This is a genomic window from Streptomyces sp. NPDC051563 (genome assembly GCF_044454225.1).
Taxonomy (GTDB): domain Bacteria; phylum Actinomycetota; class Actinomycetes; order Streptomycetales; family Streptomycetaceae; genus Streptomyces.
Genome location: NZ_JBITDL010000011.1, coordinates 207,093 through 230,838, shown reverse-complemented (window position 1 = coordinate 230,838; position 23,746 = coordinate 207,093). Strand labels below are relative to the sequence as shown.

At 73.3% G+C, this 23,746-nt stretch carries 17 protein-coding genes and 1 pseudogene; 8 read left to right on the top strand and 10 right to left on the bottom strand.

The genetic code is table 11. From position 1 onward, the window contains the following. Positions 1–107: 107 nt before the first annotated feature. Complete coding sequence (locus ACIA8F_RS15765; RefSeq protein ID WP_399379112.1) at positions 108–542, bottom strand: ATP-binding protein; 435 nt, start codon at positions 540–542, stop codon at positions 108–110. Between the two features lie 353 nt (positions 543–895). On the opposite strand from ACIA8F_RS15765, the pseudogene ACIA8F_RS15760 reads away from it, so the two are divergent. After that, positions 896–4,921: pseudogene (locus tag ACIA8F_RS15760) on the top strand (HAMP domain-containing protein). Further along, complete coding sequence (locus ACIA8F_RS15755) at positions 4,918–7,398, top strand: SpoIIE family protein phosphatase (RefSeq protein ID WP_399379111.1); 2,481 nt, start codon at positions 4,918–4,920, stop codon at positions 7,396–7,398. The pseudogene ACIA8F_RS15760 and the gene ACIA8F_RS15755 overlap by 4 nt, the downstream one beginning before the upstream one ends. A 17-nt stretch (positions 7,399–7,415) precedes the next feature. On the opposite strand, the gene ACIA8F_RS15750 is transcribed toward ACIA8F_RS15755, so the two are convergent. Beyond that, positions 7,416–8,054 (bottom strand): peptidylprolyl isomerase, encoded by a 639-nt coding sequence (locus tag ACIA8F_RS15750; RefSeq protein ID WP_399379110.1) that lies wholly within the window; start codon positions 8,052–8,054, stop codon positions 7,416–7,418. 141 nt (positions 8,055–8,195) lie between these two features. On the opposite strand from ACIA8F_RS15750, the gene ACIA8F_RS15745 reads away from it, so the two are divergent. Then, complete coding sequence (locus tag ACIA8F_RS15745; RefSeq protein ID WP_399379108.1) at positions 8,196–9,008, top strand: N-formylglutamate amidohydrolase; 813 nt, start codon at positions 8,196–8,198, stop codon at positions 9,006–9,008. On the opposite strand, the gene ACIA8F_RS15740 is transcribed toward ACIA8F_RS15745, so the two are convergent. Continuing rightward, complete coding sequence (locus ACIA8F_RS15740; protein WP_399379107.1) at positions 9,001–9,654, bottom strand: GNAT family N-acetyltransferase; 654 nt, start codon at positions 9,652–9,654, stop codon at positions 9,001–9,003. The two genes, ACIA8F_RS15745 and ACIA8F_RS15740, sit on opposite strands and share 8 nt — an antisense overlap. A 204-nt stretch (positions 9,655–9,858) precedes the next feature. Here ACIA8F_RS15740 and ACIA8F_RS15735 point away from each other — a divergent pair, with 204 nt between their 5' ends. Then, on the top strand, positions 9,859–10,557 hold the full coding sequence (locus ACIA8F_RS15735; RefSeq protein WP_399379105.1) for a beta-glucanase: 699 nt from the start codon (positions 9,859–9,861) through the stop codon (positions 10,555–10,557). A 96-nt stretch (positions 10,558–10,653) separates the two neighbouring features. Continuing rightward, entirely contained in the window at positions 10,654–11,739 is a 1,086-nt protein-coding gene (locus ACIA8F_RS15730; protein WP_399379104.1) for a WD40/YVTN/BNR-like repeat-containing protein, read from the top strand. Between the two features lie 51 nt (positions 11,740–11,790). Here the strand turns inward: ACIA8F_RS15730 and ACIA8F_RS15725 are convergent, their stop codons facing one another. Together ACIA8F_RS15725 and ACIA8F_RS15720 are read right to left on the bottom strand one after the other, a co-directional pair. Further along, positions 11,791–12,501: a hypothetical protein gene (locus ACIA8F_RS15725; RefSeq protein WP_399379103.1), complete on the bottom strand. Its 711-nt coding sequence runs from the start codon at positions 12,499–12,501 to the stop codon at positions 11,791–11,793. 4 nt (positions 12,502–12,505) lie between these two features. Next, complete coding sequence (locus tag ACIA8F_RS15720) at positions 12,506–13,768, bottom strand: 2-isopropylmalate synthase (RefSeq protein ID WP_399379130.1); 1,263 nt, start codon at positions 13,766–13,768, stop codon at positions 12,506–12,508. A gap of 179 nt (positions 13,769–13,947) precedes the next feature. Between ACIA8F_RS15720 and ACIA8F_RS15715 the strand changes: the two genes are divergently transcribed. Further along, positions 13,948–14,685, top strand: coding sequence for an SAM-dependent methyltransferase (locus ACIA8F_RS15715; protein WP_399379102.1), 738 nt, complete (start codon positions 13,948–13,950; stop codon positions 14,683–14,685). 18 nt (positions 14,686–14,703) lie between these two features. On the opposite strand, the gene ACIA8F_RS15710 is transcribed toward ACIA8F_RS15715, so the two are convergent. Together ACIA8F_RS15710 and ACIA8F_RS15705 are read right to left on the bottom strand one after the other, a co-directional pair. Further along, positions 14,704–15,399 (bottom strand): DUF4230 domain-containing protein, encoded by a 696-nt coding sequence (locus ACIA8F_RS15710; protein WP_399379101.1) that lies wholly within the window; start codon positions 15,397–15,399, stop codon positions 14,704–14,706. Between the two features lie 78 nt (positions 15,400–15,477). Continuing rightward, on the bottom strand, positions 15,478–16,410 hold the full coding sequence (locus ACIA8F_RS15705) for a hypothetical protein (RefSeq protein ID WP_399379099.1): 933 nt from the start codon (positions 16,408–16,410) through the stop codon (positions 15,478–15,480). A 428-nt stretch (positions 16,411–16,838) separates the two neighbouring features. On the opposite strand from ACIA8F_RS15705, the gene ACIA8F_RS15700 reads away from it, so the two are divergent. Further along, the gene (locus ACIA8F_RS15700) at positions 16,839–17,744 is read left to right on the top strand and encodes a D-hexose-6-phosphate mutarotase (RefSeq protein ID WP_399379098.1); all 906 of its coding nucleotides are present in this window, start codon (positions 16,839–16,841) and stop codon (positions 17,742–17,744) included. Positions 17,745–17,782: 38 nt separating this feature from the next. Here the strand turns inward: ACIA8F_RS15700 and bla are convergent, their stop codons facing one another. Next, complete coding sequence (bla, locus tag ACIA8F_RS15695; RefSeq protein ID WP_399379096.1) at positions 17,783–18,715, bottom strand: class A beta-lactamase; 933 nt, start codon at positions 18,713–18,715, stop codon at positions 17,783–17,785. A 532-nt stretch (positions 18,716–19,247) separates the two neighbouring features. On the opposite strand from bla, the gene ACIA8F_RS15690 reads away from it, so the two are divergent. After that, positions 19,248–19,652 (top strand): transglycosylase SLT domain-containing protein, encoded by a 405-nt coding sequence (locus ACIA8F_RS15690; protein ID WP_399379094.1) that lies wholly within the window; start codon positions 19,248–19,250, stop codon positions 19,650–19,652. 114 nt (positions 19,653–19,766) lie between these two features. On the opposite strand, the gene ACIA8F_RS15685 is transcribed toward ACIA8F_RS15690, so the two are convergent. Continuing rightward, positions 19,767–22,559 carry a LuxR C-terminal-related transcriptional regulator gene (locus tag ACIA8F_RS15685; protein WP_399379092.1) on the bottom strand — a complete coding sequence of 931 codons (2,793 nt, stop codon included), beginning with the start codon at positions 22,557–22,559 and terminating at the stop codon, positions 19,767–19,769. 93 nt (positions 22,560–22,652) lie between these two features. Further along, on the bottom strand, positions 22,653–23,513 hold the full coding sequence (locus tag ACIA8F_RS15680; RefSeq protein WP_399379128.1) for an alpha/beta hydrolase family protein: 861 nt from the start codon (positions 23,511–23,513) through the stop codon (positions 22,653–22,655). Positions 23,514–23,746 lie beyond the last annotated feature (233 nt).

The following is a 23,746-nucleotide window of genomic DNA, read 5'->3' as shown; positions in this document are numbered from 1 at the left end:
CCCCTGCTCGAGCGGAGCCGAGAGCTTGGGGAAGTCGGCGAGTGACGACAACGCGGCGAGGCGCGGTGCCAGGCCCCGCGAGCCCGGCCTGATCGACAAGACACCCCCTAGAGGCGCGGCGTGAGCGCGTGCGGGTCCGGCCCGCCGCCGGGCCGGAAGCACGCGGTGATCGCCTTCCCGCCGTGGCAGGCGTGGACGTCCAGGGAATCGGCCAGTGCGGTGACGATCCCCAGCCCGCGCCCCGAGGTGGCGCTCGCGTCCGCGTCGGGGTCCCGGTGCCGGGGCAGCCGGGGATCGGAGTCCGCCACGCTGACGTGCAGGCAGCAGCCGTCCCAGGTCAGTACCAGGTGTGCGGTGCCGGCCGCGTGCAGGTGCGCGTTGGTGACGAGTTCGGAGACACAGATCAGCACGGAGTACACCGGGTCGTCCGCCGACTCGCCCCACGGCAGCGACGCCAGGTGGTCCGCCGTCCACTCCCGCGCCGCCCGGACACCCTCCGCGACGGGAAACGACCGGGCCCAGCCCACTGCCTTGACCGCCATCCCCTTCACCCCCGTTTCCTCCGTGGTGTGTGCGTTCCGCCGGTTCGTCTACCCGGAACCCGCAGGGTCACCCAGGAGCGTGCGGAAGCTCTTGTTCCCAGGGGAGTTCGGCCCGGCCGCGGAGGGCTTGCGGAATGGCTCCGGCCCACTTGGTGTTCCCGCAGGCGGGATGCGCCGTCCCCGGTGTGATCGACCGTGCCTTATCGTCCCTTCGGCGGCGCTAGCCTTCACCGGACCGGTGGTGCGGCGAAGAGGGATCCCCGTGGAGTCGGGCGCATCCGTGCGCCCCGGAACCGGGGGCCTTCTTGTCCCGTTCGTCGGAGTGTCGGTTACGAGTGTGAGGTGTGGGGCGGATGGCCGAGCGGGCGGGCACGGGTTCAGCGGGCGGGGTGCCCCCGTTCCCCGGTGAGGGCGGGATCGGTGAGGCGGAGCTGCGCAGGCTGCTGGCCGGGCTGACCGCGGTACGTGACGGGGACTTCCGTACGCGGCTGCCCGATGCGGCGGACGGGCTGCTCGGGGAGATCGCCACCGTCTTCAACGGGATGGTCAACCAGCTGTCGCTGTTCACCTCCGAGGTGACGAGGGTGGCCCGCGAGGTCGGCACCGAGGGGACGCTGGGCGGTCAGGCAGACGTGCCCGGCGTCGGCGGCGCCTGGCTGGACCTCACGGATTCCGTCAACTTCATGGCGGGAAACCTGACCGCCCAGGTGCGCTCCATCGCCCAGGTCGCGACCGCCGTGGCCAAGGGCGACCTGTCGCAGAAGATCACCGTCACCGCGCGCGGGGAGATCCTGGAGCTGAAGGAGACCATCAACACGATGGTCGACCAGCTCTCCGGATTCGCCGGCGAGGTCACCCGCGTGGCCCGCGAGGTCGGCACCGAGGGCCGGCTCGGCGGCCAGGCGGACGTCAAGGGCGTCTCCGGTACGTGGAAGGACCTGACGGAGTCGGTCAACGTCATGGCCGACAACCTGACCGCCCAGGTGCGTTCCATCGCCGAGGTCACCACCGCCGTGGCCCAGGGCGACCTGACCCAGAAGATCCGGGTGGACGCGCGCGGGGAGATCCTGGAGCTGAAGGAGACCATCAACACGATGGTCGACCAGCTGTCCGCCTTCGCCGACGAGGTCACCCGGGTGGCCCGCGAGGTCGGCACCGAGGGCAACCTGGGCGGTCAGGCCACGGTCCGGGGAGTCTCCGGCACCTGGAAGGACCTCACCGACAACGTCAACGTCATGGCCTCCAACCTCACCGGCCAGGTGCGCTCCATCGCCCAGGTGGCCACCGCCGTGGCCCGCGGCGACCTCTCGCAGAAGATCATGGTGGAGGCGAAGGGCGAGGTCGCCGCGCTGGCCGGGGTCATCAACACGATGGTCGACACCCTGTCCGCCTTCGCCGACGAAGTGACGCGCGTGGCCCGCGAGGTGGGCACCGAGGGCCGGCTCGGCGGCCAGGCACAGGTGCCCAATGTGGCGGGCACCTGGAAGGACCTCACCGACAACGTCAACTCCATGGCCAACAACCTCACCGGCCAGGTCCGCAACATCGCCCTCGTCACCACGGCCGTCGCCAACGGCGACCTGTCCAAGAAGATCGACGTGGACGCCCGCGGGGAGATCCTGGAGCTGAAGACCACCATCAACACGATGGTCGACCAGCTGTCCGCCTTCGCCGCCGAAGTCACCCGCGTCGCCCGCGAGGTGGGCAGCGAGGGCCGGCTCGGCGGCCAGGCCGAGGTCGAAGGGGTCTCCGGCACCTGGAAGCGGCTGACCGAGAACGTCAACGAGCTGGCCGGCAACCTGACCCGACAGGTCCGGGCCATCGCCGAGGTCGCCAGTGCGGTCGCGGAGGGCGACCTGACCCGCTCGATCACGGTCGACGCCTCGGGCGAGGTCGCCGAACTCAAGGACAACATCAACTCCATGGTCGGCTCGCTCCGCGAAAGCACCCGGGCCAACCAGGAGCAGGACTGGCTCAAGTCGAACCTGGCCCGCATCTCCGGCCTGATGCAGGGCCACCGGGACCTGGCCGCCGTGGCCGAGCTCGTCATGGACGAACTGACCCCGCTGGTCGCCGCCCAGTACGGCGCCTTCTACCTCGCCGAGGACCGCCCCGGCGCCACCGTGCTCACCCTCGTCGGCTCCTACGGGCGCTCCGCCGCCGCCCAGGAGGGCGCCGCCTTCGCCCTCGGGGAGTCCCTCGTCGGACAGGCGGCCCGCAGCCGCCGGATCATCGCCACCGACCAGGTTCCCGCCGGCTACGTGATCTCCTCCGGGCTGGGCCACACCACCCCGGGCAGCCTGATCATCCTGCCGATCGTGGTGGACGACCAGATCCTCGGAGTGATCGAGCTCGCCTCCTTCTCCGCCTTCAATCCGGTCCACCGCGACTTCCTGGCCCAGCTGATGGAGGCGATCGGCGCCAACGTCAACACGATCGTCGCCAACGCCCGCACCGACGAGCTCCTCGGCGAGTCCCAGCGGCTGACCGGTGAACTCCAGGCCCGCTCCGAGGAACTCCAGGTCCAGCAGGAGGAACTCCAGCGCTCCAACGCCGAACTGGAGGAGAAGGCCGCGCTCCTCGCCAGCCAGAACAGCGACATCGAGGCCAAGAACCTGGAGATCGAGCAGGCCCGGCAGGAGCTGGAGACCCGCGCGCAGCAGCTGTCGCTGGCCTCCACGTACAAGTCCGAGTTCCTGGCCAACATGAGCCACGAGCTGCGCACCCCGCTCAACAGTCTGCTGATCCTGGCCCAGTTGCTCGCCCAGAACCCCGCCCGCAACCTCACCCCCAAGCAGGTCGAGTACGCCGGCATCATCCACTCGGCCGGTTCGGACCTCCTCCAGCTGATCAACGACATCCTCGACCTGTCGAAGGTCGAGGCCGGGAAGATGGACATCCACCCCGAGCGGGTGCACCTGCCCCAGCTCCTGGAGTACGTCGACGCCACCTTCCGGCCGATGACCACGCAGAAGAGCCTTGACTTCACCGTCACCACCGCCCCCGGCGCCCCCGACGACCTGCTCACCGACGACTCCCGGCTGCGCTAGATCCTGCGCAACCTCCTGTCGAACGCCGTGAAGTTCACCGAGCGCGGCGGCGTCGAGCTCCGCATCGAACCGGCCGCGGCCCCCGAGCTGCCCGCCGGGCTCTCCCGGCGCGGTCCGATGCTGGCCTTCCGGGTGCGCGACACGGGCATCGGCATCCCCGAACAGCAGCTGGAGTCCGTCTTCGGAGCCTTCCAGCAGGCCGACGGCACCACCAGCCGCAAGTACGGCGGCACCGGTCTCGGGCTGTCCATCAGCCGCGAGATCGCCCAGCTCCTCGGTGGCGCCGTCACCGCGGAGAGCACCCCCGGCCAGGGCAGCACCTTCACCCTCTACCTGCCGGTCAGCCGTGCGGACTACGAGGACGCCTCCTCCTCCGAAGCCGTCCCGGCGCTCCCGCCTGGGGCCCCGTACCGAGCGGCGAAGGGTCCGGGCAACCGTCCGGGCAAGCCCGAACTCCCCGAACAGCGCAAGCCGCGACGGCTGCTGGTGATCGAGGAGCGGACCAACGGCCTGCTCTCCCTCGTCGCCGAAAGCGCCGACCGGGACTTCGCCCCCGGCCACCGGGGCACGGGGGAGCGGGGCGGCATCCACGTGGTCAACGCCACCGGCTCCCGCGAGGCCGCCGCCGCCCTGGCGGCGCACTCCTTCCACTGCGTGGTCCTGGAACTGGACCTGCCCGACGGTGAAGCCCTCCGGTTCCTCGACGCCCTCGACGGAGACCCGGCCCTCGCCTCGCTCCCCGTCCTCGCGCACAACAACCCCCGCGTGCGGCCCGGCCAGGAGGAGGCCCTGCGACAGCGGGCCGCGTCACACCGCGTGGAACTGCTCTCCAGCCTGGACGAGCTGCGCGAACGCATCGCCCTGCACCTGTCCGCCGAACAGCCGGGAGACGTCCTGCCCCTGGTCCACGGCGACGCGCGCCGCCCGCACGCCGATCACGTGGTCGAAGGCGACCTGGCCGGACGCACCGTCCTCGTCGTCGACGACGACGCGCGCAACCTCTTCGCCCTCAGCGGGGTCCTGGAACTGCACGGCATGCGGGTGCTCCACGCCGAGGACGGGCGCAAGGGCATCGACGCCCTCGTCCGCAACACCGGGGTCGACATCGTCCTGATGGACGTGATGATGCCGGAGCTGGACGGCTACGCCGCCACCGCCGAGATCCGGCGGATGCCGCAGTACGCCGATCTGCCCATCATCGCGGTCACGGCCAAGGCGATGCCCGGGGACCGGGAGAAGAGCCTCGCCGCGGGAGCCAGCGACTACGTCACCAAGCCGGTGGACGCCGACGACCTCATCGCCCGCATCCGCCGCCGGCTCACCCGATGACCGGCGACACGCACCGGTACGACGCCGTCCGCGGGCCGGGAACCCCGGACGGCGAGCGGCCCGCGGGCCTCGTACCGCAGCAGTCTCCGACTCCGCTGGGGCGCCTCGTCGCCACGGTGGAACGGCTGCGCCGGGAGGTCCTGGAGGCACAAGCGGCCGCCGACGGGCGGGCCCTGGTCGAGCTGGCCAAGGGCATCCTGATCGGGCAGCTGAACTGCACCCCGGCCGCGGCGGCCCGCCAGCTCGACGTGCTGAGCCGCGAGAGCGGGATGTCCCCCCTCGCACTCGCCGCCGACATCGTCAACCAGGCCTCCCGCGACCATGTCAGCGCGATCGCCGCCGAGTTCGTCGAACGCACGGGTACGGACGGGGGTACTGACGCGGGTACGGACGCGGGTACGGGTACGGCTGCCGGTACCGGCGGCTCCGGACCCGCCGGCCGGCACTCCACCGTGTCGGTGCGCCTGCGCACCGCCGAGAGCGGGGTGCTGGCCGTCACCGCCGACACCCAGGCGGTGGCCGAGTCCCTCCTGACCAACGCCCTGAGCCCCCTCGGAGCGGTCGCGGTGGCCGTCTGGACGGCCGAACCCGACGGTTCGCTGGCCCTCGCCGGCCACGCCGGGTTCCCGCCCAGGGAGGCCGTCCGCTGGCGCCACGTACCCCCGGGCGTCTCCACCGCCGCCCGCCTCGCGCTGGCGGAACGCCGGCTGGTCACCCTCACCGACCTCGACCGGGAAGGACTCCCCTCCATCGGCCGCGCCGAGTGGCCCGGCGGCGGACGGATGACGGTGCCCACGGGAACGGGCGGCCGCATCCAGGGCGTTCTGGAGATCTGCTGGCCGCGGCCCCTGGAACCCCAGGCACCCTCGGTCGAGCGCCAGGTGGAAGCCCTCGCCGAGCTGTGCGCCCGCACCATGGACGCCGCGCCCCCGCTCGACCCCGCGGCGACCGAGGCGCTCCTCCCGGACGTCGCCGAGCTCATCGACCTCGCCGAGGGGCTCCACGACCCGGCCGTGGTCCTCACCCCGGTCCTCGACCCCGAGGGCCGGCTCGCCGACTTCCGGATCCGGCACACCGGCAGCCGCTTCGTCGACCCGGTGGGACGCCCGCGCGGCGACGTCAACGGCGCCCTGCTCCTGGAGGCCTACCCGCTGGCCGCTGGGGAGAGCGGACTCTTCGACATCATCGAGCGCGTGCACGCGACGGGCGAGCCGTTCCGCGCCGAACGCATGAGCTTGACCGCACTCGTCGACCAGATCCCGGTGACCTCGGTGGCCGACATCAGCGTCAGCCGCCACGGATCCGCCGTCCTGCTGATCTGGCGGATCCAGGACGAAACGGCCCGGCTGGCCAGCCTCCTCCAGCACGCCCAGCGCCTCGGCCGCATCGGGGGCTTCGAAGAGAACCTCCTCACCGGCGAGACCACCTGGAACGCCCAGCTCTACGCGCTCCACGGACTCCCGCCCACCGCGCCCCCGGTCCGGCTGCGGGAACTCCCCGGCTACGCACACCCCGACGACTCCGCGGCCCTCGGCCGGTTCCTGCGCGCGGTCCTGCGCCACCGCCGCCCCGCCTCCGTCAACCTGCGCCTGCGCAGATCCGACGGCATCACCCGCCACATCCGGGTCATCGCCGAGCCCGTCCTCGACGCGGACCAGCGGCTGCACGTCGTGCGCGGCGCCTACCAGGACATCTCCGCCCAGCACTGGACCGAGGTCGCCCTGGCCGCCACCCGGGACCAACTCGCCTACTCCGAGGCCGAGTCCGCCGAACGGAACAGGCTGGCCCTCCAGCTCCAGCACGCCATCATGCCCGCCACCCCGCCGGCCATCGAGGCGCCGGGCCTGCGGGTGGCCGTCCGCTACCGGCCCGCGGAGATCGAGGCGCTCGTCGGCGGAGACTGGTACGACACCGTGGTGCTACCCTCCGGACTGATCATGCTGTCGGTGGGCGACGTCGCCGGGCACGGCATCGAGGCGGCCACCGGCATGGTCGTCCTGCGCAACGCCCTGCGCGGCCTCGCCGTCACCGGGGCGGGCCCCGGCCAGCTGCTGTCCTGGCTCAACACGGTCACGCACCACCTGGCCAAGCACGTGACGGCCACGGCCGTCTGCGGCCTCTTCGACCCGCGCACGAGGGTGATGCGCTGGGCCCGTGCGGGCCACCTGCCCCCGGTACTCGTCCGCGCCGGGGAGGCGGAGGCCTTCCCGCTGATCGAGGGGCTGCTCCTCGGAGCGCTGCCCGATGTCGCCTACGTCGAGCGGGAGGTGCAGCTCGAACCGGGCGACACGCTGCTGATGTTCACGGACGGGCTGGTGGAGCGCCGGGACTCCTCGGTGCAGGAGTCGCTCGGCCACCTCGTGCGGGCGGCGGCCACCACCGACGGGGACCTGGACGGCCAGCTGGACCGCCTCCTCGCCGCGAGCCGCTCCGACACGGACGACGACACGTGCGTCATCGGCATCCGGGTCGGATGACGGCCCCGGCCGGCCGGTTACCGGGCGGCGATGCGCACGGAGTCGATGACGACCTTCTGCCGCGGTGCTCCGTCGCTCCCGCCGTCCGCGGTCCCCTTCCGCGCGATCTCGCGCAGCACCCCGGCGTTCCCGGTGACCTTTCCGAACGGGGTGTAGCGCGGAGGCAGCCGGGTGTCCCGGTACACGAGGAAGAACTGGCTGCCGTTGGTTCCCGGCCCCGCGTTCGCCATGGCGACGGTGCCCGCCGGATAGACGGCGCCCGACAGGTTCTCGTCCGCGAACCGGTAGCCGGGACCGCCGGAGCCGGTACCGGTCGGGTCCCCGCACTGCAGGACGAAGATGCCGGCGGTGGTGAGCCGGTGGCACGAGGTCCCGTCGAAGTACTTGTGGCCGGCCAGATGGGCGAAGGAGTTCGTGGTGCACGGGGCCTTCGCGGTATCGGCTTCGAAGACCACGGCGCCGTGGTTGGTGTGGAGCGTGGCCGCGTACGGCCGCAGCCGGCCGACGTCCCCGGAGGGGGTCCCCACGTTCCTGGCCGCTTTCCCGTCCGGTGCGTACGTGCAGGTGGCGGCGGCCGAAGCCGGCCCCGCTGGTCCGGTGAGCAGCCCGGCGGCGAGCGCGGCGCCGGCGGCCGCGCGGAGAACGTTCGAGAGCATGGGATTCCAATCCGAGAGCGGGGACCGGCCCTTGATACCGGTGTCCCGCCCCGCCCGGCGGAGAAACGCCGTGCGGGTCCTCCGATCAGCCGAGCCGGCCGGCCCGCATCCACGGGCCGGCCAACAACCGAGGAGTCGTACGTGAACCACCGGCCCGAGTCCTTCGAGATCCTCCCCGGCGCCGGTGCGTCGCCGGTGATCCTGCACGTACCGCACTCCTCACGGGTCATACCGGAGCCGGTCCGCAGCGCAATCCTGCTGTCCGACGGGGCGCTCGAGCGGGAGCTCGACCACATCACCGACTCCCACACCGCCCAGATCGCCGCAGTGGCCGCGGCCGCCTGCGCCGTCACCCCGTGGCGGTTCGTCAACGGGCTGTCCCGGCTCGTCGTCGACCCCGAGCGGTTCCCCGACGAGCGCGAGGAGATGCTCGCCGTGGGCATGGGAGCGGTGTACACCCGCTCCACCCACCGGGAACGGCTGCGCCCCGAGGGATTCGACGCCGGGCCCCTGCTCGACCGCTACTTCCACCCGTACGCGCAGGCGATGACGCGGGCCGTGGAGGACCGGCTGGAGGCCGCCGGACGAGCCGTGATCATCGACGTGCACTCGTACCCGACGCGGCCCCTCCCGTACGAACTGCACGGCGAGGGCCCCCGGCCGCCCATCTGCCTGGGCACGGACCCCTTCCACACCCCGCCGGCCCTGCTGGCCGCCGCCGGGGCGGCGTTCGCGGGCTTCGGCGGCACCGGGCTCGACAGCCCCTTCGCCGGTACGTACGTGCCGCTGGAGCACTACGGCAAGGACGACCGGGTCGCCGCACTGATGATCGAGATCCGCCGGGACACCTACATGGCGGAGCCCGGCGGTCCGGCCGGCCCCGGCCTCGCCGCGCTGGCGGCCGCCCTGACGGCACTCGTGGACGAGCTGGCGCAGACCGCCGGCATCAGCTGACATCCGCCGACGGCTCGTACGAGAGGCTCGTCATCGGAGCGTGCACGGTCCAGCCCAGCGCTGCGTAGAGGGCCCGGCCGTCGGGCGTGCCGACCAGCAGGCCGGTCCGTGCACCGGCCTCGTACGCGGTGCTCTGGAGCGTGCGCATCACCAGGCCGCCGAGGCCCTTGCGCCGGTGCTCGGCGGCGGTCTCGACCTGGTCGACCACGGCATGGGCGCCGACGTGGGCGATCTGCCCGCGGGCGGCGAAGTGCCCCTCGCCCGTGCGGACCAGCACGCGGCTGACGCCGCCCCGGGTCCAACGGGTGAGCGTGTGCCCGGCCGGTACTTCGGGACTCTGCGGTACGAGGTCACAGGTCATCAGGAAGCCGGCGACGCCGCTCCGCCAGCCCGGTCCGGCCCAGGGCAGGACCTCCTCCTCCTCGGCGAACAGCTTGAGCCAGGTCCCGGGCGCGCTCGTCGCGGCGACGATCTTGCGCACATCGGCCTCGGAGGGTTCCGGCAGCACGTGCCGGGCCACGTGCTGCGGCTGCCCGACGTCGATCGTCCAGCCCCAGGGCTCCTCGACCGGGTCCGAGGCGCCGCGGGAGACGACCCAGCCGTTGATCCACATCCGCACGAGCCCACTGATCGCGGTGTCCGGCATCGCCCCGCGCCCCCTTCATCGGTAATACATGACAGCCTTGAACGGACCTTACGTAACGGGGGCGGGCCTTGGCCATAGACCCCGTGGCACCCGCTCGCGCAAGATCGCCGGCGTAGCAACGCAAAGTATTCATACGATTGCGTTCCGTGATGATCCAGGTGTGCGGGGCTTCCTGGCGGGCAGATAACCCGCATGCTCTCGGACATGATCGAACGGCTGCGGCTCCTGCCCCGCCCGCGCCGGACCCCCGTCTTCACCGCCGACTTCGCCTCTCCCTCCCAGTGGATCGCCGGCCACTCGTGGGCCTATCCCGACGGCGGCCCGGTCAACCCGGGCGACAACAAGCTGGACCACCTCACCGGCGACCCCTCCTACAGCCGCGGCGGGATCTTCCGGGCGACACCGCGGCCCGACGGCCACTGGGACTGCGGGCTGCTCACCACCGAGGGCAGCGACGACGGCTTCCAAGTGCGCACCGGAGACGTGCTGGAGGCCCGGGTGAAGCTGCCCGTACAGCTCGGCGCCTGGCCCGCCATCTGGACCTGGCGCGACGGCGGCCAGGAGATCGACGTCTTCGAGTACCACCCCGACAACCCGGACCTCCTCGAACTGTCCAACCACGTCAGGGAAGCCAACCGCTACCACCGGGACCCGGCGGTCCGGCCCGGAGCGTGGATCGACCTCAAGGTCGAGTTCGGAAGGAATTCCGTCGTCTGGTGGCTGGGCGACAAGCGGGTCTTCAGCGACGGGCGGGGAGTGGGCCGCCGCTGGTCCGCCTACCTCATCGTCAACCTCTCCGTGTGCGCGGGCAGGTACCACCCGGCGCCGGAGCCGGCGGAGACGGAGCTGTCCTACGAGGTGGCGCAGTTGAGGGTGTACCGGACGCCATGGGGGCTGCTCTGACCCGGCAACGCGCCCGCGGCGGCCGGATTCCGGGGCAGCCCCGTGGCCGGGACGCGCCCTGGACGGTGCATCCGGGGTGCGTTAGCTTCCGGCGCCATGAGACTTCTGGGAGTTGGCATGTGCGCGGCGGCCCTGGTGCTGGGGGTGGTGGCCGCCCCGGCGCAGGCCGCCGACGGGCCGGGGGAACTGCGGGGTGCCCGCTGGGCGCTGAAGGAGACCGGCAAGGACGCCCGCTTCCGGGGACTGGCGGCGGTGAGCCGGTCCACGGCCTGGGTGGCCGGCTCGAAGGGCACCGTACTGCGCACCTCGGACGGCGGGCGCAGCTGGCGCGACGTCTCACCACCCGGGGCCGTCGCGGAGGCCCTGGAGCTGCGGGACATCGAGGCCTTCGACGGGCGGCGCGCCGTGGCCCTGTCCATCGGCGAGGGCGAGGCCTCCCGGGTGCTGCGCACCGAAGACGGCGGCGCCACCTGGACGGAGGCCTTCCGCAACCCCGACCCGCGGGCCTTCTACGACTGCCTCACCTTCTTCGACTCCCGCCACGGGCTCGCGATGAGCGACCCGGTCGACGGCAAGTTCCGCATCCTGTCCACGGACGACGGCGGTCGCAGCTGGCGGGTGCTGCCGGACACCGGGATGCCGGACGCGCTGCCCGGCGAGGCGGGCTTCGCGGCGAGCGGCCAGTGCCTGGTCTCCGCCGGGCCGCGCGACGTCTGGCTGGCCACCGGTGGGGGACCCGTCGCGCGGGTGCTGCACTCGTCGGACCGCGGCCTCACCTGGCGGGTCAGCGAGTCCACCCTCCCCGCGGGCGACCCGGCGCGCGGGGTCTTCGCCCTCGCCTTCAGGGACCGTACGAAGGGCCTGGCGGTCGGCGGCGACTACCGCACCGGGCAAGCCTCCCCGCAGGCCGCCGCGGTGTCCCGGGACGCGGGCCGCACCTGGACCCCGGCGACGGCCCCGCCGCCGGCCTACCGTTCGGGCGCGGCCTGGTTCCCGTACGGCGCCGGCGCGGCCCTGGCCGTGGGCCCGACGGGCACGGACGTGACCGGGGACGGCGGCCGCACCTGGCGGGCGCTGGACGCGGGGTCCTTCGACACGGTCGCCTGCACGGCGGACGGAGCCTGCTGGGCGGCGGGGGAGAAGGGCCGGGTCGGGCGTCTCGAAGGGGCGCGCAGGGGCTGACCGGCGTCGGGATAGGCCCACGAGCGGCCGGCGACCGGCGTCAAAGGGGCGTCACCTGCCGGCGTGCGCCGCCCGCAGGTGCGCCAGATAGACCTCGGGGTCCGGGCCGTGTGCCCGGTCCTGGGCCCCTGGCCGGACGTGCGCCAGCTCCCCGCCGGAGCCGATGCGCAGCATGGTGGTGGCCGCGTGGGGGGTGCCGGGGCGGCGCAGCGCGTCGGCGTCGACGACCGGGATCCCGGGCCCGAACATCGCCGCCGCCCGGGCCGCGGTGTCCGCCGGCGGCTGCCCGGTCCGGTTGGCGCTGCTGACGTAGAGGTGCGGAAAGCCCGTCAGCAGGGCTGACAGCGGCCCCCAGTGCGCCCCGAACAGCAGCAGGTGGCCGTCGCGGAGCGCGGGTCCGGTCCACGGCGACGGCCGGGCGTCCGCGCGTACGGGCACCAGCAGCGTGACCTGCTCGTCGCGCAGCAGGGCGAAGGCGGTGCGGAGCGCGGCCGGTTCCAGGGCCAGTTCCGTGCCCAGCTCGCCCCAGACGGCGTCGTCGTGGACCCAGAGGGCGACTTCCTGGCCGGTCGGCCGGCCCTTGGCATCGTTGACGGCGCCGGGGGTGGTGGCGGCGACGACGTAGGTGAGCGGGCTGGGGTTGGGCAGGATGACGGCCCCTCCGGCCCGCAAGACGTCGGCGGCGGCGCCGGTGTCCGGAAGACGGGTGTCCGCAAGGCTGGCGTCCGCAAGGCCGGTGTCCGGAAGGCGGGTGTCCGACATGGGGTCAGTCCGTTCGGGGTGCGCTGGTGAGGGTGGTCTCGGTGGCTGCGGCCGTGGTGAGGGCGTCGAGGTACGCGGCGAAGTCCGCGTCGGGGATCTGGGCCTGGTTCAGCCGGTAGGCGCGGTCCTTGACCCAGGCCAGAGCCTCGCCGGTCTGGTCCGGATCCAGCTGGTGGCCCAGCCGTTCGGCGACCGCGCGCAGCACGCGCCGGCTGGCCAGGTGGGTCAGCACCACCCTCGGGGCGAGCCCGAGGTGCTGCTCGGGGTCGTAGGGCTGGAAGGTGCGCGGGTGGGTGAAGGGGGTCCCGGTGGAGATCGTGGCGACCCCGCTGCCCACGATCGGCGTGGTCACGGTGAGCGGTATCCCGGTCTCCGCGGACACCATCCGGGCGATGCCCGGCAGCCGCGTCAGGTCCGGCTGCGTCCACCACGGCTCGCAGCCGGGTCCCAGGACGTACGCGGCCTTGGCCGGGTCGTGGGCGAGGAGGAAGAGCAGCTGCTCGGTGGCGACCATTCCGCTGCGCTCGGCCATGCCCAGCCAGGAGCAGGCCGCGACCCGCGCCCCGCTCTCCAGGGCGGCCAGCGTGTTGGCCAGGCCGAGCCCGAGGTCGTTGTGGAGGTGCGAGACCAGGACCGTGTCCGGACCGGCGCCTTCGGAGACCCGCCGGAAGAGGTCCCGGGTCTGTCCGGGCAGCAGGTCGCCGACCGTGTCGGCCAGGACGATCGTGGCCGCTCCCTGCACGGTCATCCGGCCGGCGTACTCGGCCACCAGCGCGTGGTCCGCGCGCGGCGCGTCCACCAGGCACACGTCCACCGCCGTGCCGTCGGCGCGGTCCACGGCCTCCTTGACCACGTCCAGGCCCCGCTCCAGAGCGGTACGGGCGTCACCGTGCACCAGGGCCCGGGCCGTGGCCTCCGAAGCGGCCACGATCACCATGATCCGCCCGTGCGCCGCACCCCGTACCGCGCTCAGCGCCAGCCGGACGTCCTCCACCGTGCCCCGGCAGATCGCCGAGGGACTCACCGACTCCTGGGCCTCCAGGGCCACGTGCCGGGTCGCCTCGAACTCCTGGCCGCACACGGAGGGGAATCCCGCGGCGAAGACCACGTGGCGAGGGCCATCGGCCCCGAACACCGCACCCTGCTCACGGGCGAGCCGCACGCGGAAGGCGGCGCTCATCAAGGTCTTCGCCTGGGCGCCGTCCCGAGCCGACTCCTCGAAGAGGACCACCCGCCCGGCTGCGGCGGACTCCCGCACCACGTCCACGTTCGACAACGTCCAAGCTCCTTCTCCGACGGGGCATTTGAGCGCCCGCGCGCACCGTGGTGATCCACTGGGAAAGATCGTACGGGGCGCACCGGCCTCGCTTCCGCCATACGGGAACGTTCGAGTCGGTGATCGAAATGGGGATGCGCCCGGCCGCCGGCGGCTGGCAGGCTGCGCCGGTGAACCGTGAACACCTCTCCAGGATCGCCCACCGCGCGCACCCGATAAAATCCCCGCTCGACGACGCCTCGGTACGGCTGCTCCTGGAACGGGGCCTCCCGCGCGGCGACGAGCGCGTCCTCGACCTCGGCTGCGGCAGCGCGGAATGGCTCCTGCGCGCCCTGGCCGCCCGCCCGGCCCTGCGCGCCGAGGGGGTCGACATCTCCGAGGACGCACTGGCGCAGGCCCGGCGGGAAGCGGAACGCCTGGGCGTCGAAGGGCGGCTGGTCCTCCACCACCGACCGGCCGTGGAGTTCGCCTCCCCGCACCCGTTCGACCTCGTCGTCAGCGTCGGGGCCGCGCACGCCTTCGGCGGCCTCCTGCCCACCCTCGCCGCCGCCCGCGAGCACCTCGCACCCGGCGGCCGGATCCTGATCGGCGAGGGATTCTGGGACCGGCCGCCTTCCCCGGAGGCCGTGGAGATCTTCGGGGAGCTGGCCGACCTGGCGGGCACCGTCGACCTCGTCGTCGCCGACGGGTGGACTCCCGTCCACGGGCACGTCAGCACGCGCGCCGAACTCGACGCCTACGAATGGGCCTGCTGGGGCTCCCTGGCCGCATGGGCCCTGGACCACCCCGCCGATCCGGACAGCGGACACGTACGCGAGACCGCCACCGCCCGCCGCACCGAATGGCTGCGCACCTACCGGGACACGTGGGGCTTCGTCTCCCTGGTGCTGCGACCGACGCCGAACTGACCCGACCGCCCGGCCGGGTCACACGTAGCCGACCGTGACCTCCTGGAAGCCGAGGGAGCGGAGCAGGCCCTCCAGCATCGTCGTGGTGTTCTTCTCCGTGCGCTCCACGAGCCCGCTGTCGCGCGCGGCGTCCGAGATGTGCTGAACGGCCAGGCGCTGTACGGCCTGTTCACCGGCCGGATTGTCGGTGAACAGGTCGCCCAGCCGGTCCAGTAGTCCCCGCTGCTTGGACACGGCGTACGAGCGGTCCAGGTCCAGCGCCGCCGTCCCGAGGACGGCGTGGGGCAGCCGGAGCGAGACCTTGGTGCGCTCCTCGTTCACCGTGACGGCCTGTTCGCCGAGCCCGCCCAGGTCCACGTAGCCGCTCACGGTCCCCGCTCCGACGTAGAGGGTCCGGGTTCCGCGGATGGAGTCGGGAAGGAAGGCCGCGTCCTTCTCCAGGTCCACCACGACCTGGAAGTTGCCCGCGGCGCCCTCGTAACGGTGCATGTCCTGGATGGACTTGAGCAGGACCGGCCCCGAACGGTCCACGGTGTCCTCGCGGAACAGGCCGCCGAAGCCGGGCAGCAGACTGAACCGGCCCGCCAGTACCAGGCCCGCGGCCAGTACGACCAGCACGGCCAGCCCGCGGACGGCCCGTCCCCGCCACGGCAGCCGCCGCGGCTTTCTTCGCGGTGCGGGTTCGCGCTCCGCGTCGTGCGCTGAGTTGTCCATGCCATGCGGATGCCCGCCCCGCGCGGCCGCACTCCCTCACGGAGCCTGCCGCGGGGGCCCTTTCCGCGAAGAGCCGGGCTACCAGGTGCCGGCGCCCGGTGCGGCCTCGGTGTGGGCGGAGCGTCCGGGGGCGAAGGACATGCGGTTCCAGGTGTGGCGGCGGCCGCGGATGGCCACCGAGTACGCGTACATCACCTCGGGGTCGCACATGCCGGGGAGGTAGGAGTCGCCGAAGTGGTGGGCGTCGAAGCCCGCTTCCTTGGCGTTGAGGGCCAGCTGCGGCACCACGTTCGCGTGGGACCCTTCCTGGCTGGTGCCGATGGCGCCCATGACGATCGCGCCCGCGTCCTGGACCGCGGCGACGGCGGTCGCGGCCAGCTCGCGGGTCATGCCGGGCAGGGTGCCCGGCAGCGGGGCGACCACCCCGTCCGCCCCGGCGTCGACGAGGGCGGTCAGCCGTGCGGGGGTGACGCGTTCGGGGCAGCCCGCGTGGTGCATCTTGCCCGACCACAGGGCCGCGTCGTCACCGAGCCCCTTGCGCAGTTCCTCCGTGACCCGGGCCATGCCGTCGTAGGTGCCGCCGGTCCCGGGATTGGCGGTGATGCACAGCAGGGCGGCGCCCATGTCGACGAGGCGCCGGGCGTGCTCGGAGGTCGCGCGGCGGATCTCCGGGACGTCGCCGGGCTCCAGGTTCACGCCCACGGGCCGCCCGATCAGGCGGGCGAGGTCGGTGAAGGAGGTGAAGGTCCCGAGTCCGGGCATGACCAGCCGCTCGCCGTCCCAGGCCCGCTCGATGAGGTTCAGGATGACGATGTCGGCCCCGAAGGCCGCCACCAGCTCGGCGTTGTGCACGCCGCGCCCGTCGGGATGCGGGGAGAGCGCGGCCCGCTCGGCGAACACCTCGGCCACCATGGTGCGGCCCTCGGCGGCGGCCACCGCCCGGGTCAGCTCGCGGCCGCGCAGAGCGGAGAGGGCGTCACGGTCGAGGTCGAGGATTCGCTGCGTGGTCATACCCACGACCCTAGCCACGGGTCCCCCCGCCCCCGCCCGTCGATGGTCCCCCCGAGGGGGGCCTTTGGCCCCGCCCTGGATTCCTCCCGGCCGCCCGGAGCGGCGGAGCCCGGCCGCATCGAGTCCGCACGCGTCCAGGTCGACCCGTGCCGCGTCCACGACCGCCTCCACTGCGGCCCGCGCGCCAACGGCAGCCAGGAGTGCAGGGCGTACCGGGGCCCGGGCAGCAGGCGCCGTACGGTCGCGGCGGAGCAGGTGGGCAGCAGCCGGGCCGCCTCGCGGTCGCCCCAGGTCGTGCGGACGGAGTCGAGCGAGGACGCAGGAGGAACGAGCAGGTGAATGACGCCGGTCGCAACCGCCACGAAGGGGGCAACTCTCCCCAACCATGAGGATTTGACCCGTTCCGCCCCGTGCAGGAAGGTCGGGGCATGGATCAGATCTTCGAGAAGTTCCGGACCCTGCCCGTCGAGGAGCAGCTCTCCCCGGCCCTCACCCGACGCAGGTACGCGGACTTCCCCGTGCTCGTCGTGGACCATCCGCGCGCCGGGCAGGCCTGCGTGAGCATCCAGGGCGGACAGCTCGTCAGCTGGCGCCCGGCCGCCGCCCGCCCCGGCGATCCCGGCGTGCTGTGGTCCGCCGACCCGGACCTGTGGCGGCGCGGAACGGCCGTCCGCGGCGGCGTCCCGCTGTGCTGGCCGTGGTTCGGACCGACCGGCCCCGCCGGCTCGCCCTCGCACGGGTTCGCGCGAACCAGCGACTGGGAGCTGACGGCATGGGAGGAGGACGAGGACCGGGTCGTGGTGGAGTGCACGCTGCGGTCTTCGGCGGCGACCCGCGCACTGTGGCCCGAGGAGTTCGTCCTCGTGGCGCGGTACACCCTGACCGACAGCTGCCTCATCGAACTCGAAGACAGCGGAGACCACACCGCCACCGCCGCGCTCCACACCTATGTACGGATCGGCGACCTGGGGCGGGCACACCTCGCGGGCCTCGGCCCCGAGCACACCGACGGGCTGACCCGGCGCCGCTACGAGGGCGAAGACGGCACGCTGACCCCCGTGGACCACGTGGAGCGGTTCCAGACGGCGCCCGCGCCCGTCACCACGGTCCGCGACGAGGTGCTCGGAAGGATCGTCGCCCTCGCCCACCACGACCACAGCGACGTGGTGGTCTGGAACCCGGGCGCCGAACTCGCACGGGGCATGGCGGACCTCGCGGCGGACGAGCACCACCACTTCCTGTGTGCCGAGACCGCCCGGGTGGGGCGGCCGCTGGTGGCACAGGAGGGCAGGCCGGGCCGGCTGGCGGTCGAGCTCCGCACGACGGAGCACTGAGGGCGGGGAGTCCCGACCGCCGGCGGCTCAGGTGCCGGTCACCCGCCGGTCAGCGCCGTGGCCAGCAGTGCGGCGGTCCGGGCGATGAGGGGGTTGTCGGCCGGGGCGTCGGGTCGGGGCTTGGTCGTCAGGACGGCGATGACGAGGGGCGGCCGGCCGGGAGGCCAGGCGATGCCCACGTCGTTGTTGGTGCCGTAGGCGCCCGCGCCGGTCTTGTCCGCCACGGTCCAGTCTCCCGGCAGACCGGCCCGCAGCCGCTCGCCGCCCGTCGTATTGCCCAGCAGCCAGTCGGTCAGGCGCTGCCGGTCCGCAGACTCCAGCGCGGTGCCGAGGACGAGACGCCCGTAGGTCTGCCCGATCGCGTACGGGGTGGTCGTATCGGTCAGCCGCTGCGGCTCCGCGGTGTTCAGGTCGGGCTCCCACCGGTCCAGGCGGGTCACCGGGTCCCCGGTCGAGCGGGCGAAGCGCGTGACGGCGGCCGGGCCGCCCAGCTCGCGCAGCAGGAGGTTGGCGGCGGCGTTGTCGCTGAAGCGGATCGCGGCGTCGCTCAGCTCCGCGACCGTCATCCCGCGGGCGACGTTCTCCGGACGGCCGGTGATCGGAGCGTTCCCGGAGTCGGAGGCCTCCTGCGCGGTGTAGCGGATCCGCTTGGCCAGGAACTCCCCGTTCCGGTCGAGGTCACGCAGGACGGCCGCCACGGCCAGGGTCTTGAAGACCGAGCAGATGGGGAAACGCTCCTGCGCCCGGTAGTGCAGCGTGCGGCCGGTGGCGGTGTCGTGGGCGTAGACGCCCAGGCGGGCGGCATGCTCCCGTTCCAGCGCCGCCAGCTCGCGCGCGATGTCGCCGCTGCCGCGGGGGGAGGCGGTCGCGGCGGCGTGGGCGCTCGCCGGCGGCAGCGAGGCCGCGAGCGCCGCTCCGGCTCCCAGGGCGAGCAGGGCGCGCCGGGACGGTGTCTTCTCTGTGGTCTTCACGGTCGTCCTCTTCTTCCTCTCCGGACCAAGATCTGAACCATTCCCCGCCTGTCCCGCGGCGATGCTTCCAAACGGGGAGCCGGGGTCCCGGCGGCTGGCTGCGGAAACGGTGTTCATTGGGGCGCTGGGCCTTCGATCCGGTGAGGACAAATGCACCCAAACCTTCCCCTGGAAGGTGTGCGAGTGGGCACGGAGGGTGAGATGGGGGGTGGGTGGTGGTGAGGCGGCCCACAGGACCTGGGTCACATACGAGGCGGGATCGTAGTCCTTAATCGTCCCGTATGTCCCCGGTCGGATGTTCTCTCACCTGGGGTGATGTGAGTGAGGGGCGTGGGGGTTGTTGCGCCCCGGCTGCGAGGGTGGCTAGTAAGCGGGGTCGTTGCCAGGTGGGCTCTACCCCCGTAGAACTGGATGAGTCGCAGGGCGGACGGAGGTCCCCCGGATCCCCGCTCCCGCTGACGAACCCCTCTCCTTCACGTGAGTGGCTCCGGTGTGCCTGTGACTGCCCCTGTCCCCGTTGAAAGGTCCGTCCGTGTCCAACGCTGTCATCCGCCGCATCGCCGCCTCGAAGAAGACCCTCGCGGGTACCGTCCTCGCCCTGGGTGTTGCCGGTTCCATGCTGGCCGCGGTTCCCGCGCAGGCCGCCCCGGTGAGTGCCAAGGCGATCGCCCAGCAGATGATCAAGGACCCGGCGCAGTTCGCGGCGTTCAACAACATCGTGTCCCGTGAGAGCGGCTGGGACCACACCGCGACGAACTCCTCTTCGGGTGCTTACGGTCTGGTTCAGGCGCTGCCGGCTTCGAAGATGGCTTCGGCGGGTTCGGACTGGAAGACCAACCCGGCGACCCAGATCAAGTGGGGTCTGGATTACATGAACTCGCGTTACGGCAGCCCCGCGGGCGCCTGGACGTTCTGGCAGAACAACCACTGGTACTAAACCCACCAGCGGGATCGCAGGGACACGAAAACGCTCGGCCGGACACCCGGCCGAGCGTTTTCGCATGCCCACGACACCGGGTACGGGGCTGCCCACGGCTCGCCCACCGGGCCCTCACGGCTGTGCGCCGCTCCTCTCGGCCCGGTCCACCAGCCGTGCGAGCTCCGTCCGGGAACGCACTCCGAGCACCGCGAAGACGTTGCGCAGGTGGTGGTCCACGGTGCGCGGGCTGACGGAGAGGATCAGTGCCACCTCGCGGTTGGTGGCGCCCTCGGCCACACAGCGTGCGATGCGCAGCTGCTGCGGAGTGAGGACGGCCAGCCCGCCTACGGGCACCGGGGCGGGTGCGTCGCCGGTCGCCCGCAGTTCGGCCCGGGTCTGCTCCGCCCAGACCGGGGCCCCACAGCGTTCGAAGGAGACGAGCGCGTCCCGCAGCCGGTTCTTCGCCTCGGCCGGACGGCGCCGCCGGCGCAGCCACTTCCCGTACAGCAACTGGGTGCGGGCCCGCTCGAAGTCACCGTGCACCGCCTCGTGCCGGTCCAGTGCCAGCTCGTAGAGCGCATCGGCGGTGTCGTCCGGCGGGGCGACCAGCGCCCGGCACCGGGCCAGCTGCGCCGGTGCCTGCGGGTCGGCCCCCTGAGCGGCCCAGAGTGCGAACTCCTCGACGGCCGCCTTCGCCTCCGAGGAAGCCCCGGACTGTACGGCCGCCTCGACAAAGCAGGGCAGGGCGAGCATCCGGACGGCGAAGTGGCCGCGCCCCGGACCCGGCCGGGTCAGCGGGCCGAGCCGCGCGGCCGCCTCGAAGGGCCGGCCGCGGCACAGGTCCGCGCGCGCCGAAGCCCATTCGGCCAGGGTGACGGCTTGGAGCAGCCCGTGCGGGCGGGCGATCTCCAGGGCCGCGCCGGCATGCGCGGCGACGGCCGCCGCGTCGTGCTCGACCGAGGCGACGAGGGCCAGGATCGCGTGCTGGCCGGCGGCCACGTTGCGCTGGCCGGCCCGGTGGGCGGCATGGAGGCCCTCCTGCGCGTGGGCCCTGGCCCGTGCGTGCCGGCCGGCCCGCAGCTCCGCGTAGGCGAGGTGCTCGAGAATCCGTGGGGTGAGGGAGGCCAGCCCCCGCGACCGGGATACGGCCAGGGCCCGCGCATTGGTCCGGCACGCCGCCGCGATGTCGCCGAGCACCAGCGCGGCCACCCCGGCCCGCAGCAGACGGATGGGGTCGTCGTCCTCCCGCGCACGGTCCAGGACCCGGCGCAGCGGCGACTCTGCCTCGGCCAACTGCCCGACGAGCGCCGTGCGCAGCCCCGCCCGGTAGTCGCGCCTCGGATCCTGCGGGGGAGAAGGGGGAGAGGTAGGAGAAGGGGACCGGGTCTCGGTGAGTGCGGCGAGGCAGTCGACGGGGTCGCCCGCGGCCCAGGCCGCGTCCATCGCCTCCATCCGGGCTTCCGCGGCCGCCTCCGCGTCGGAATGGTCCAGGCGCTCCGCGGCCATGAGCAGCGCCTGGTAGGCGTCGCCGACGGGCCCGTCCCGCAGGGCCAGGCTGCCCCGGAGGAGTTCCGCCCGCCCGTGCACCGTGTCGGGGGATGCGCCGTCCCGGGTGGCGGCCAGCAGCCGGCGCGCCCTGCGGGTGTGTCCGGCCAGGCGTGCGTAGTCCGCCGCGGCGGTGAGCCGTGCGGTACGGGCATCCTCCTGGGGGGTGAGTTCCGCGGCCCGGGCCAGGGCCGCGGAGCGTTCCATGCCGGACGTCGGCGTGCCCGGAGCGGCGGCGGCGTCGAGGCGGGCCGCGAGAGCGGCGTCCGGTCCCTGCGCGGCCAGCGCGAGGTGGAGCAGCCGGCGCAGCGGATGCCGGTCTGCGGCGACGGCCGAGGCGAGCAGGGCATGAGCGGCCCGGCGGTGCGACGACGGCGCGCCGGTGTAGACGGTCCGCCGGAGCAGGGAGCCGGCGAAGGTGATGCGGTCCCCGTCGTGGTGCACCAGCCTCGCCGCCTCGGCGGGATCCAGCGCGGCCGGTCCGAGCCCGGCGGCGCGGGCGGCGCGCAGCACCAAGGAGGCGTCCGCGCCCGCCGCACCGGGGTCGGTTTCGTGCGCGGCGGCCGCGAGGAGCAGCAGCTGCCGGGTAGGGGCGGGCAGGGGATCGAGGGGGCTGCCGAAGGTGGCCCACAGGGCGGCGCCGTCCACGAGCGGGCGGGGCAGCGGCCGGTGGCCGCCGAGCTCACCCGGTGTCAGGCGCCGGGCCAGAGCCGCCAGCACGGCGGGGTTCCCCTCGGCCTCGGAGAGCAACTCCGTGCCCACGGCGGGGTTCAGGTGCTCACCGGTGAGTTCGCGGAGCAGGGCGGATGCCGCGCCGTCGTCGAGGGGGCCGAAGCGGAGCACGGGCAGGCCGGTGAACTCGGTGTCCGCCGCGCGGTGTTCCGCCATCGAGAGCAGCAGCCCGAGCGGGAGACGCGGGTCGGGGTGGCGCGCGGCCAGGCCGAGGGCCGCCCGCGAGGGCGCGTCCCACAGGTGTACGTCGTCCACGCAGACGAGCAGCGGCTCCTTCTCGACGCTCCCGGGGAGGAACCGCCGCAGCAGCGAGGTCAGTTCGGATGCCCCGTCCGGTCGGCCCGCTCCGAACGTGATCCGCGGCGGTGCCGCGCCCGGCACCTCGGCCGCCGCACACAGCAGCGCGCGCAGGCCGTCGTAGGGCCGGGGGGCCCGGGGCAGGGGCCGCGGCCGCAGGACGGGCCCGGGCCTGAACTGCCGTGCGGCCCCGGCCAGCAGGGCGCTCCGGCCCAGTCCGGGCTCCGCCACGAACACCAGCGCCCCGGCGTGACCGGCCCGGAGCCGGTCCGACAGGGCCGCAACAGCTGCCAGTTCGGGTGTCCGGCCGTAGATCCGGCAAGGACTCTCCGCGGTCGTCTGTCCGGTCACGCCGGTGAGGTTACTGCGGTGTAAACCAGGGTGGAAGACCGGACGCGGCAGGTGGGGGACCGAAACGGAAGGGCCTCCCACCTGCCGGGCGGATCAGGAGGTGTGGGGGCAGTTCCCCCGGTACTCCTCGATGGCAGGGCCCGGGCCCGGCAGCGGGCAGAGGAACTGCTCGTAGCGGCTGTCGTTGTCGATGAACCGCTTCAGCCACGAAATGCTGTACTTCGCGATGGTGGTGTTCGAGCTGTTCGGGGTGAAGTGCGTGGCGTTGTTGAGCTCCAGGTACGCCTTGTCGAGCGAGCCGGGCAAGCTCGTGTAGAAGGGCTCGGAGTGCGTGGCGACCGGTGCGACCGTGTCGCCGTCGGCCCCCACGATCAGGGCCGGCGTCTTGATCTCGGGCCAGGACTTGTCGGTGTTCCAGCCGGTGAGCGCGATCGCGGCCTGCAGGGAGGGCCGGCTCTTGGCTGCCTCCAGCGTGCCGCCTCCGCCCATGGAGTGGCCCATCACGCCGAGCCGGCCGCTGTCGATCCTGGTGCGGACGGCGCTGCGCTCCGTCAGGTAGTCCAGGGCGGCCAGCAGTTGGCGTCCCCGGCTGTCGGGCTGGTCGAGCGTGGTGAGCGTATCGATGGTCATGACGATGAAGCCCTGGGAGGCGAGTCGCGGCCCGAGCCAGGAGATCGAGGACTGGTAGGCGGTGAAGCCCGGTGAGATCACCACGGCGCCGAAGGTCCCGTCCGCGGTGGACGTGGGGTAGTAGACGGTGCCGCCGCCGAAGCCGGTGACCCCCAGCGGGGAGACATCGGTCTGGGACACCGCGTACGGGCCGCGCAGGGCCTCGATGCTCGCGCTGGTCGGCGCTGGGCCCCGCTCGTACGGGTTGGCCGCCGAGGCCTGCGCCCCGGATGCCGTGAACGTCGCGATGGCGCCGATCGTCGCGAGGGCCGCCAGTGCGGACACGAGCGAACGGAGCCGCCTCCCGCCCCCGACGGGGTCGGCGGACCGGTTCCCCGTACTGACGGGTCCGTGGTCGGAGTAGGCCTGGTGGATGTTCTCGAAGCGTTGCTGCTGCACGACGGAGTCGTCCTCTCGGTCGTGGCGGAGCCGGTCCGGTGCGGGCCGGCACCCGGCTCCGTGCCGAGGTCCCTGCCGCCCGCCGATGAGTCGGTCCCGCCGCTTGCGCTGGCCGGACC